At 66.4% G+C, this 11472-nt stretch carries 8 protein-coding genes; 5 read left to right on the forward strand and 3 right to left on the reverse strand.

What is annotated here, in order from left to right; genetic code table 11:
* Positions 1-43 precede the first annotated feature (43 nt).
* Positions 44-2167 carry a beta-galactosidase gene (locus tag NX784_RS20780; RefSeq protein WP_258818597.1) on the reverse strand — a complete coding sequence of 708 codons (2124 nt, stop codon included), beginning with the start codon at positions 2165-2167 and terminating at the stop codon, positions 44-46.
* A 443-nt stretch (positions 2168-2610) separates the two neighbouring features.
* Between NX784_RS20780 and NX784_RS20785 the strand changes: the two genes are divergently transcribed.
* The 4 genes from NX784_RS20785 (at position 2611) to NX784_RS20800 (ending at position 7916) form a co-directional block, all read left to right on the forward strand.
* Positions 2611-3828 carry a helix-turn-helix domain-containing protein gene (locus NX784_RS20785; RefSeq protein WP_258818598.1) on the forward strand — a complete coding sequence of 406 codons (1218 nt, stop codon included), beginning with the start codon at positions 2611-2613 and terminating at the stop codon, positions 3826-3828.
* 505 nt (positions 3829-4333) lie between these two features.
* Positions 4334-5533, forward strand: a complete 1200-nt coding sequence (locus tag NX784_RS20790; RefSeq protein ID WP_258818599.1) for a XylR family transcriptional regulator — start codon at positions 4334-4336, stop codon at positions 5531-5533.
* Between the two features lie 120 nt (positions 5534-5653).
* Positions 5654-6544, forward strand: a complete 891-nt coding sequence (locus tag NX784_RS20795) for an aldose epimerase family protein (protein ID WP_258818600.1) — start codon at positions 5654-5656, stop codon at positions 6542-6544.
* A gap of 124 nt (positions 6545-6668) precedes the next feature.
* Entirely contained in the window at positions 6669-7916 is a 1248-nt protein-coding gene (locus tag NX784_RS20800) for a cytochrome P450 (RefSeq protein WP_258818601.1), read from the forward strand.
* On the opposite strand, the gene NX784_RS20805 is transcribed toward NX784_RS20800, so the two are convergent.
* Both NX784_RS20805 and ilvD read right to left on the reverse strand, forming a co-directional pair.
* A complete protein-coding gene (locus NX784_RS20805) occupies positions 7903-8523 on the reverse strand; it encodes a hypothetical protein (protein WP_258818602.1) in 621 nt (206 codons plus the stop codon). The genes NX784_RS20800 and NX784_RS20805 overlap by 14 nt on opposite strands.
* Before the next feature lie 84 nt (positions 8524-8607).
* The gene (gene ilvD, locus NX784_RS20810) at positions 8608-10470 is read right to left on the reverse strand and encodes a dihydroxy-acid dehydratase (RefSeq protein ID WP_258818603.1); all 1863 of its coding nucleotides are present in this window, start codon (positions 10468-10470) and stop codon (positions 8608-8610) included.
* Between the two features lie 153 nt (positions 10471-10623).
* On the opposite strand from ilvD, the gene NX784_RS20815 reads away from it, so the two are divergent.
* A partial coding sequence (locus NX784_RS20815; protein WP_258818604.1) for an alpha/beta hydrolase occupies positions 10624-11472 on the forward strand: 849 nt, incomplete at its 3' end.

The following is an 11472-nucleotide window of genomic DNA, read 5'->3' on the forward strand; positions in this document are numbered from 1 at the left end:
AAACGTTGCAGTTGTGCAATAAAGGTCGACATCCCACGCCCTGTCAGCGCCCGTCCTCCTCGACGATGACGAGATCCCACGGCGCCAGGCTGACCGTCTCGCCCGCCTTCACCGCGCGGCCGGTCAGCAGGTCCGTCCCCGCCTTGTGGCCGTACGCGAACGTGACGGGCGCGCCCGAGTAGTTGAAGTAGTAGCGGATCGTCTTGCCGAAGCGGTTGACGCCCGTGCGCGCCTGGATGTGCGCCGGCAGTTGCTGGTCGGCGCCGATCAGGCCCCGTTCCTGCAGCACGGTGCGCAAGAGGGCCTTCTGCAGCTTGTCCGACAAATACGTGCCTTCGTAGACGGCCTTGCCCGCGCCGTACTGGTTCGCCGTGATGGCGGGCCAGCGGCCGAAGAACGGGTGGTCGTACCACGCGAGCGCCTTGGCCGTGTCCAGCTGCAGGAACTCGGCCCAGTGCTTCACCTTGTTGTCGTCGCCGACCTGGTACGGGTCGCCCTTCAGCGCGAGGGGTTGCGCCAGGTTCGAGAATTCCTGGTAGTGGAAGCCGAGCGCGGCGCGCAACGGGCCCGGCGCCATCGTCCAGCGCACGGCCGCGTTCTCGTTCGCGAAGCCGCTCTTGAACGTCATGACGACGTGGCCGCCCTTGCGCACGTAGTCGGCAATGCGCAGGAGGAGGGCGTCGTCGGCGATGTACAGCGTGGGCACGATCAGCACCTTGTATGCGGACAGGTCCTGCGTGTCCGGGAACACGAAGTCCGTGCCGACGTTCAGGTCGTACAGCGCGCGGTGGATCTGGCGCACTTCCGAGCCGTAGTCGGCATTGGTCCCGGCCGAGCCCCATTGCGACTGCTTCGCGAACGGCATGTCGTTGATGGCGTTCAGCGAATCGCGGCTCCACAGGATCGCCACGTCGTTATGGATGCGCAGGTCGACGAGATGCTGGCCGATCTTCTGGAGCTCCTTGCCCGTGCGGCTCATTTCGGCATAGGCGCGGTTCGGCTCCAGGTCGTGCGACAGCACGCCTTTCCAATACGTCTCCTGGTTGCCGTGGATCGACGCCCAGTGCCAGTATTCCACCATGTTGGCGCCGTTCGACAGGTGCGTGTACACGTCCTCGCGGAACTGGCCGTCGTACGGCGGATACTGGAACGAGGAGCTCCAGTCGGTCGTCTGCGCATTCGTTTCCGTGACGAGGAAGTTGCCGCGCTTGAGCGAGCGGGTGAAATCGCCGTCCAGCTTCTGGGCGGCGCCGTCGTACTGGTCCTGCGTGCCCCAGTGGTAGATGTTCACGCCCGCGACGTCGAGCCCGCGCGCGACCGCGCCCTCGTCGACGTCGCCGTGCAGCGAGCCCGCGAAATCGTGCGTGACAAACTGGCGCGGCCCCGCGTTTTCACGGATGAGCTGCGCCTGCCAGTGCAGGAAGTCCGTGACGCGCATCTGGCCCCAGCGCGACCACTCCAGCTTGTAGCCCGTGCTCTGCGCGCCGTCGGGGCGGGGCAGGTCTTCCCACGTGTGGAGGTTCTGGCCCCAGTAGTTCAGGAACCAGGCGTTGCTCAGGTTTTCCGGCGTGCCGAACTTCTTTTCCAGGTAGTGCTGGAAGCGCATGAAGACGTCGTCGTTGGCCGCGCCATAGGTGCCCGTCTCGTTGTCCACCTGCCAGCCGATGACGTTCGGGTTGTCCTTGTAGTGCGCGGCGATGCGGCGGATCAGGCGTTCGGCGTAGAAGCGGTACGCGGGCGCGTCCGTGTTCATGTTCTGGCGCATGCCGTACGTGTTCTTCGCGCCGTTGAATTTCGTGGCCAGGATCTCCGGGTGCTGGTGCGCCATCCACGCCGGAATCGAATAGGTGGGCGTGCCCATGATGACCTTGATGCCCGCTTTGCCCATGGCGTCGACGACGCGGTCCATCCACGCGTACTCGAAGCGCCCGTCTTCCGGCTCCCACAGGCTCCACGTCGACTCGCCCAGGCGCACGACGTTGAAGCCGGCTGCCTTGATCATCTGGACGTCCTTGTCCAGCCGTTCGTACGGCATGTACTCGTGATAATAGGCCGCACCGTACAGGACGGTCGGGAGTTCGGGTTGCGTCGGCGTGGCCGCCCACGCCGGCGCGCACGCCGCGGCGATGCACGCGGCCGCGTAGGGGAGGAGTCTCCGTATGAACATTCGTTGCCTTTCTTATGGGTGTGGTTCTGGACAGTAAGTCATTGTGAAGAAGAATGGCAAGCGTGGGCAATTACGAAAATCGCCGCCGGCGCCAACGATTTGTCGCAAGTGCGCGGCTGCGTAATTTTATGTTCCGTCCTGGCGATTTTCACAATTGCGGCGCCGCAGCGCGGATAACACAATGGCGTCCATCAGCTGACGTCAACGACGTGCGGCGCGAGGGGCGGGCGATCCGCTCCATGCAACACCCATTCCCACGAAGGGGTGCAGGACCGGCGGGTCCGCGTTCCCGGGTACCGAGTAGTCTCCTACCGCCTGGCATGGTAGGTTTTTCGGGGCGGCTGCGGCCGCCCCTTTTTTTTCGACATCGGGGACGGGTGCGGTTATGATCCTCGTTGCATCCCGCACGGGGTGCATGGAGACAGATAACTGGCTGTATGACAATGCAAGAGTTTTATAAGAAGTCCCTGCTCATCCTGATCGCGGTCCTGCTCGTGGACGGGTTGCTGGCCGCGCTGTTCGTGTTGCTGAGCCAGCCGACGTATACGCTGTCGTCGAACGCGCGGAGCGGGGTCAAGTGGGAGCGCGCCACGATGACCGACACCGTCCTGAAGGGGACGTCGGGCATCCGCCTGCTCGACGCGGCGCCGGATGGGATGGCGTTCGACTACAAGTTGACGCGGGTGGGGCCGTTTCCGTTCGCCAGCGCGCTCCTCGTGGCCAAGGACACGCAGGGCAAGCCGGCCCTCGTCGATTTGCGGCGGTACGACACGATCACGTTCGTCGCCCGCTGCAAGCCCGCCTATCCGATGATGCTGAGCATGACGACGTTCGACGAGAAGATATCGACGCCAGGGAATTTCATCACCTACCGGTCGCCCGAGACTTTCTTTTCTTGCAACGAGCACGGCGTTCCGGTCTCCCTTGACCTGCGGCGGATGACGATCCCTGGCTGGTGGTTGTACATGATGCATCTGAACCTGTCGTCGCAGGATTATTATCTTGACAAGGTACAGCAGTTTTCTTTCGGATCCACGTCGCAGGCCGCATTCGGTGTCGATGCGCACGTGGAAATCAGCAATATCGTTTTGCGCGGTCACGATTATCGTTATCTCGTCGCGTTGGCGATCGTCGTCACGGGCAGCCTGATCGTATTTGCCATGTGGTTTTTCCGGACGCATGCGCACACATTGCGCGCGAGTCTGAATTCGAAGCTCAAAAAGGATTTGCCGCTCGTCGCATATCGCCAATTGACGCTGGCGCCGTATCCGGATGAAGAAAAGGCATCCGTGCTGAAATTCATTGCGACGAATTACACGAATACCGAACTCGACCTGGAAGGCGTCGTCGCCGCGACCGGCGCGAACCGGAATAAAGTCAACGAAGTCCTCAAGACGGAACTCGGCATGACGTTCACCGGTTATGTGAACAAATTGCGCCTGACGGAGGCCGCGCGGCTGCTGACGGAGAAAAGCGCGGCGACCGTGGCCGAGATCGCCTATTCGGTCGGTTACGCCAACGTGTCGTATTTCAACAAGCTGTTCAAGGAGGAATACGGCTGCACGCCGAAGGCGTTCCGCACCTTGGCGACCCAGCAGTCCGTCCCGGCCGAGTCCGACGCGGATACAACATCCCCGCCGGGAATGGTGGGAACTGGCTGATCCTGCCTTGCACTCCCTGCAAAACTGATCGCAATTTCTGCACGGTGATAGAAATCCCGGTACGTACGTTAGAGGCGTACCGGGGTGGCGGCCTATTCTTGAGCTGAAGGGGGCCGCCGCCGGTGCCTCCGTCACGCTACGAGGAACCGATTCCATGACTGCGCCAGTCCCGTGTTTTCCCACTTCCAGTCGCGCGCTCGCAATGAGCGGAATGGCCCTGCCGCTGGAATATCCCGCACTCTCAACTATTCAATCGCGCGCCCGCTGCGGCGCGCAAGCGGATTAATGCCGTGTTTCGGCCGGCGCGCCGCTTCCGCCAATCTGCGGCGCCGTCGACCGATTTTGTTTACTAAACATCCGTAGCGGACCGGATTGCCCGTTAATGCCCGTTAATAAAACAAAAAAAGCATCACAAGGAGACGACAAATGAATTTGGAACAAAAACGCGCGCAGCTTTGCACCATGCCCATTCCGATGACGGTGAACCGGTAAGCGGGGGCGCGGCATGAAGACGACGAAAGCTTATCGGATCGCATTGCTGTTCAACGGCAACAAGACGTTCGACCGCGAAGTCATTTCCGGCATTGCGGCCCATTTGGGCGGTACGCGAGTGGCTTGGGATTTATTTCTCGAAGAAGATTTCCGCTTGCGGTTATCCGGCATGGACCGCTGGCAGGGCGATGGCGTGATCGCCGATTTCGACGACCCGGCCGTCGCCAAGGCCTTGACGGGCTGCACCGTGCCCGTCGTGGCGGTGGGCGGTTCGTATGCGAGCGAGTCCGCGTATCCGGCCGGTGTGCCGTACGTCGCGACCGACAATCACAAGCTCGTCAAGCTGGCCCGCGACCACCTGATCGACGTGGGCCTGCAGCGCTTCGCCATGTTCAGCCTGCCCGAGGCGCAGGAATGCCGCTGGGCGCAGGAGCGCGAACGGGCGTTCCGTGCGCTGATGGAAGACGACCGCATGGAGCCGGAGATCTTCCGCGGCTGCGAGACGAACGCGGCCTCGTGGGACGCGGCCGTGCAGGGCCAGATCGAGTGGCTGCGCAGCCTCCCGAAGCCCGTGGGCGTCATCGCCGTCACGGATGCGCGCGCGCGCCAACTGCTGCAGGCCTGCGCCATCGCCGGTATCTCCGTGCCGGAGCAGGTCGCGCTGATCGGCATCGACAACGACCCCCTCGTGCGAATGCTGACCCGCATCCCCCTGAGTTCCGTGATCCAGGGCGCGCACGAGATGGGTCGCACGGCGGCGCACCTGCTGGAGCAGATGCTGCACGGCGTGCGCCTGGCGAACACCCGCATCCTCGTGCCGCCGGCCGGCATCAACGTGCTCGCGTCGAGCCGTTACCAGGCCGTCAAGCATCCGCATGTGATGCGCGCCTGTCATTACATTCGCCAATATGCGTGCCAGGGCATCAAGACGCACCAGGTGGCCGAGTACGTGGGCGTGTCGCGCTCGTCGCTGGAAGTGTATTTCCGCCAGGAGCTGGGCTGCAGCGTGCACGACATGATCCTGCGCGCGAAGCTCGATGCGGCGAAGGCGGGGCTGGAAAGTGGCGAACGCAGTATCGCGGACGTGGCGCTGGGCTGTGGCTTCACGTCCACACAATACATGCATCTCGTGTTCAAGCGCGAACTGGGCTGCACGCCGCGCGCGTGGCGCGACCGCGCGCTGGGCGAACGGACGACGTTGTCCGCCGCTTAGGACGGGGGCGCGGGCGGGGTATCCGCGAGAATCGTTCGCCCCGTTGGTGATTTTCATACTTGAAACACCGTGCGCCGGCCCGGAGAATGGCTTCATATCGAAATCAGGAAGCCAGATGTAATGACGATCCATCTCATTCCGGGCGCTTCGGCCGTATTGGCCGGCGAGCGCTCGTTCACGCTCGAGAACGCGGTCGGCATGACCGTGACCATCGGCGAGCGGGGCGCGCAGGTGCGCGCCTGGCATGCGCCCGACCGTTACGGCCGCATGGCCGACGTGCTGCGCGCCGGCTTGCCCACCGTGCAGGGCGGCCGCGCGGCGCGCTGGGAAGGTCGTCAGGCCGATGGCGTCGTCTCGCTGGCGCTGACGTCGGGCGGCGACGGCGCCGGCATGCTCGTGCACTACCGCCTCGACGACGAGGGCGGACTCACGATCGAATACCAGGCCGTCGCCGGCGTGCCGATCCCGCTCGCGGCGCTGACGTCGCCGTGCTTCAACCTGAATGGCGGCCAGGCCGACGTGGGCGACCACATGGTCCAGATCGACGCCGACTATTTCGAGGAAATGGGCATCGGCGGGGAGCCGGCCGGTGTCGCGGCCGTCGGCGGCACGCCGTTCGATTTCCGCCAGCCGGCCGCGATCGGCCCGCGCCTGCGCTGGACCGACACGCAATTGCACCGCAGCGGCGGATTCGACCACTGCTTCTGCGTCCGCAACCACTTCGCGGGCGGGCAGGGTGCCGTGCGCGAAGTGGCGCGCGTATTCGACCCCGCGTCGGGCCGGCGCCTGCAGATCTACACGACGGAGGCTGCTGTGCGCTTTTCCAGCGGTCCGGATGCGGCGGGTGTCCCGCGCAGCCCGCCGGCCACCGCGCTCGCGCGCATGGAAGGCTTCCGCGTCGAATCGCTCGCGCGTCCCGGCCTGATGAGTGCCGCCTGGCCCCGCGTCATGCTCCACCCCGGCCAGGTGTACCGCCAGACGACCGTCTACCGGCTCTCGTTGGAAGGCTAGCCCGGCCGACGCCGCCGGCCGGCACCGGCGGTGGCGGTCCGGTGGCCGATCGGGACCCGCAGCCCGAAAAATGGTACAGTGCTGCCCCCGGCATGTGCCGGCAGACCGTCATCCAATGAATCGCATGAGAGATTTCGCGACCGCACCGCCGCTGTTCGACGCCGCCTTCCTGAACGACCCTTACCCCGTCTACCGCGAACTGCGCGCGGCGGGGGCCGTGCTGTGGCGCGACGACGTGTTCCAGGGCGCGTGGGTTTTGACGCGTCACGCGGACGTCGAGCTGGCGCTGCGCGATCCGCGCTTGTCGTCGGCGCGTACGGGTGGCTGGGTCAAGCGCATCCCCGGCGTCGACGCCAGCCTGCAGGGCCGCCGTGCGCAGGCCGGGCTGGATGCGTTCCAGCGCCTGTTCGGCAGCGCCATGGTGTTCCTCGACGGCGACGACCACCAGCGCGTGCGCAAGGCGATGGCGGCCGGGTTCCATCCGACGCTCGTGCGCACCATGCGGGCCGACGTCGAGCGCCTGACGGACGAGCTGCTGGACGGCCTTGATGCGCATGCCGGCTTCGACTTCATCGCACAAGTCGCGCGGCCGTTGCCGTCGCGCGTCATCGGGCTGATGCTCGGCATAGACCGCAAGGACGAGGCGCAGTTCATGGCGTGGTCGGACGACCTGGCCGCGTTCATCGGCGCGCTGCAGCCGACGGCCGACCAGCTGCGCGCCGCGCAGCGCAGCCTGTTGCAGATGGTGCGTTATTTCGATGCGCTGCTGCCGGTGCGGCGGCGCGAGCCCGGCGCGGACCTCGTCAGCCGGCTCGCGCAGGCCGAGGCGGCGGGCGAGTTGCGCGCGGACGGCGAACTGCTGGCGCAATGCGCGATGCTGCTGTTCGCCGGCCACGAGACGACGCGCAACCTGCTCGGCAACGGTTTATACACACTGCTCGCGCACCCGCACGCGTGGGCGCGCCTGTGCGCTGACGCGGACGGGGTGCCGCTCGCTGTGCGCGAACTGCTGCGCTACGACAGTCCCGTGCAGTACACGGGCCGGCGCGTGGCGGCGGAGTTCACGTTGCACGGCACCCGGCTGCGCCGGGGCGATCTCGTCGTCGCGATGATCGGCGCCGCCAACCGCGACCCGGACCGCTTCGACGATCCGGACACGTTCGACATCACGCGGCGCGCGGGCAGCCACCTGTCGTTCGGCAGCGGCCCGCACGTGTGCATCGGCGCGGGGCTGGCGCTGCTCGAGGCGGACGTCGTGCTGCGCGCCGTGCTGCGGCGCTGGCCCGGCCTGCGGCTGGCCACCGCCAGCCTGCGCTGGAACGGCATCGCGGGCCTGCGCGGCCTCGCTGCGCTGCCCGTCACTGCTTCGTGAGGCGCTCGACGGCGTCGTAGTTGGTGCCGTTGGCCTTCACTTCATACAGGTCGGTGCCCTGGACGACGAGGCCGTCGAACGGGGCCGCCTCGGCCGGGTAGATGCGGTCGGGCACGCACACGGAGCCGCCCGCGTAGTCGATGCACCAGTTGGCCTCGCCGTCGATGGTCTTGTGCGTGACGTAGGTGCCGATGAGCGTAACGGTGCGCTGCGGCAGCTGCGCGACCATCTTGTCGATCGTCGCCGGCAGCAGCGCGAGGCCGGAGCCCGGGTTGATGGACGAGGTGACGGTGCCGACATAGGTCGCCGTCGCGTCGGCGCTCCATGTCTGCGTGGCGATCGCGTCGCCGGTGCACGTGGTCGTGGCGTAATAGGTGCGCGTGACGCCGATCGTCAACGCATTGTTGGTGGCGGCCGCGCGCTTGATCGACACGGTGTCGACGGCGTGCGATGCGCAGGCGGACGTCCAGGTGCCCGCGTACACGTCGAGGTTGCCGGCCGTGGTCGTCGGCGAGGGCGGGCTGGACGCCGACCCGGCATTGCCGCCGCCGCCTCCGCAGGCGGCCAGCAGCAGCGCCAGCGCGGCGGTGCATATCTTGTTGCGCATACTCATCTCCCGTTTCGGCTTGTCGATTCGCCGTTCAGGGGTGAATGATACCGCGCCCGCGCCGGCGCCCCCGGGCAAGCCGGATCAGCGCTTCAGCTGCGACAGATCGCGCACGGCGCCGCGGTCGGCGGACGTCGTCAGCGCGGCATAGGCGCGCAGCGCTTGCGACACGGCGCGTTCGCGGTTCACGGGCTGCCAGGCCGCGTCGCCGCGGGCTTCCATCGCGGCGCGGCGGTGCGCCAGTTCCTCGGCCGTCACGCGCAGGTTGATCGTGCGGTTCGGGATGTCGATGTCGATCGTGTCGCCTTCCTCGACGAGGCCGATGGCGCCGCCTTCGGCCGCTTCCGGCGACGCGTGGCCGATCACGAGGCCGGACGAGCCGCCCGAGAAGCGCCCGTCTGTGAACAGCGCGCACGCCTTGCCGAGGCCCTTCGACTTGATGTACGACGTCGGGTACAGCATCTCCTGCATGCCCGGGCCGCCTTTCGGACCTTCGTAGCGGATGATGACGACGTCGCCCGCGTGCACAGTGTCGCCGAGGATGCCTTCGACGGCCGAGTCCTGGCTTTCGAACACGCGTGCGCGGCCGGAGAACTTGAGGATGCTCTCGTCCACGCCCGCCGTCTTCACGATGCAGCCCTTCTCGGCGATGTTCCCGTACAGGACCGCGAGACCGCCGTCCTGCGAATACGCGTGCGCGCGGTCGCGGATGCAGCCTTCCGCGCGATCGAGGTCGGCACTGTCGAAGCGCTCGGCCTGCGAGAACGCGACCTGCGTCGGTACACCGCCCGGCGCGGCGCGGAACAGCGTGTGCACGGCCTGGTCATCGCTGCGCTTGATGTCGTACTTTTCGATCGCGGCGCCCAGCGTCGGGGAGTGCACCGTCGGCAGCGACGTGTCGAGCAGGCCCGCGCGCGCCAGTTCGCCGAGGATCGCGACGATGCCGCCCGCGCGGTGCACATCCTCGATGTGGTATTTGTTCGTCATCGGCGCGACCTTGCACAGGCAAGGCACGTTGCGCGAGATGCGGTCGATGTCGGCCATCGTGAACTCGACACCCGCCTCGTGCGCGGCGGCCAGCAGGTGCAGCACGGTGTTGGTGGAGCCGCCCATCGACACGTCCAGCGCCATCGCGTTCTCGAATGCGGCCTTGGTGGCGATGCTGCGCGGGAGTATGGTGTAGTCGTCGCCTTCATAGTGGCGCTTCGCGAGATCGACGATCAGGCGGCCGGCGCGCAGGAACAGTTCCTTGCGGTCGGCATGCGTGGCGACGATCGTGCCGTTACCCGGCAGCGACAGGCCCAGCGCCTCGGTCAGGCAGTTCATCGAGTTCGCCGTGAACATGCCGGAGCAGGAACCGCACGTGGGGCACGCGGAGCGCTCGATTTCCGCCACGTCGGCGTCGGAGACGTTGGCGTCGCCGGCCTGGATCATGGCGTCGACGAGGTCCAGCTTGATGATCTTCTTGTCGTTGTTGACGACCTTGAGCACCTTGCCCGCTTCCATCGGACCGCCCGACACGAACACCGTCGGGATGTTGATGCGCATGGCGGCCATCAGCATGCCCGGCGTGATCTTGTCGCAGTTCGAGATGCACACCATCGCGTCGGCGCAGTGGGCGTTGACCATGTACTCGACGGAGTCGGCGATGAGGTCGCGCGACGGCAGTGAGTACAGCATGCCGCCGTGGCCCATGGCGATGCCGTCGTCGACGGCGATCGTGTTGAATTCCTTGGCGACGCCGCCCGCCGCTTCGATCTCGCGCGCGACCAGCTGGCCCAGGTCCTTCAGGTGCACGTGGCCCGGCACGAACTGCGTGAACGAGTTGACGACGGCGATGATCGGCTTGTCGAAGTCGCCGTCCTTCATGCCGGTCGCGCGCCACAGGGCGCGGGCGCCCGCCATGTTGCGGCCTTGGGTCGTGGTGTGGGAACGGTAAGTGGGCATGGTGTCTCCTCGGGAAATCGGAAAACCCTAAGAGTGCCGTGGGTTCGGCAAGTTGTCCAATATATGATTCGGTGGCCTGTGATTCGCACTCCATATCAATTACACTAGGGCATGCTGATTCGAACTCTCGTGAATGCCGGGCTGAGACGCGGATTGAAGCCCCTGTGGAACGACATCCCGTCCGTCGCGCGCATGCGCGCCACGTACCTGCGTATCGACCGTCTGGGCACGCTGGGCAGGCGGCCCGTGCGCGTCCATGTCGCCGACGCCGGCGGCGTGGGCGTCGAATGGATCGGGCAGCCTGACGCGGCCCGCGACGGCGTCATCCTGTATCTGCACGGCGGCGGTTTCGCGGTGCGCGCCGCGGCGGCGGATCGTCGTTACTGCGCCGGCCTGGCGCGCCGTACCGGCCGGCCCGTCGTGTCGGTGCCGTACCGGCTCGCGCCCGAGTTTCCGTTTCCGGTGGGCCTCGACGACTGCTGCGCCGCCTACGCGGGCCTGCTGGGTACCGGCATCCCGTCGCACAAGATCGTGGTGATCGGCCATTCCGCCGGCGCGAACCTGGCGCTCGTACTGCTGATGCGGGCGCGGGACAACGGCTGGCCCCAGCCTGCGGGCTGCATCCTGCTGTCGGCGCCGACGGACCTGACGGCCGGCAGTGCGTCCGCGACTGCCAACGCCGCGCGCGACAGCATGCAGGGACCGAACATCTGGCCATGGGTGCGGATGACCTACCTTGGTGCCGTCGCGCCGGATCACCCGGACGTGTCGCCGCTGTTCGGCGACTGGACCGGCCTCGCGCCGCTCCACTTCCACGTGTCCGACTCCGAGATCGTCCTCGACGACAGCACGCGTGCGGTCGAATGCGCGCGCCAGGCCGGCAACCGCGTGACGCTCTCCGTCTGGCACGACGTGCCGCACAGCTTCTATTACATGAACGCGCTGCGGGAGGCGTGGCGGTGCCGTGCCGAGGTGGTGGCGTTCATCGACCGAACCTTGCGG

Source organism: Massilia pinisoli, assembly GCF_024753285.1.
In the GTDB taxonomy this organism is placed as follows: Bacteria; Pseudomonadota; Gammaproteobacteria; order Burkholderiales; family Burkholderiaceae_D; genus Telluria; species Telluria pinisoli.

Coding starts and splice junctions, on each gene's coding strand:
- NX784_RS20795 (WP_258818600.1), top strand. CDS start 5,654: ATGACGATCCATCTCATTCCGGGCGCTTCGGCCGTATTGGCCGGCGAG.
- NX784_RS20800 (WP_258818601.1), top strand. CDS start 6,669: ATGAGAGATTTCGCGACCGCACCGCCGCTGTTCGACGCCGCCTTCCTG.
- NX784_RS20780 (WP_258818597.1), bottom strand. CDS start 2,167: ATGTTCATACGGAGACTCCTCCCCTACGCGGCCGCGTGCATCGCCGCG.
- NX784_RS20785 (WP_258818598.1), top strand. CDS start 2,611: ATGCAAGAGTTTTATAAGAAGTCCCTGCTCATCCTGATCGCGGTCCTG.
- NX784_RS20805 (WP_258818602.1), bottom strand. CDS start 8,523: ATGCGCAACAAGATATGCACCGCCGCGCTGGCGCTGCTGCTGGCCGCC.
- NX784_RS20790 (WP_258818599.1), top strand. CDS start 4,334: ATGAAGACGACGAAAGCTTATCGGATCGCATTGCTGTTCAACGGCAAC.
- ilvD (WP_258818603.1), bottom strand. CDS start 10,470: ATGCCCACTTACCGTTCCCACACCACGACCCAAGGCCGCAACATGGCG.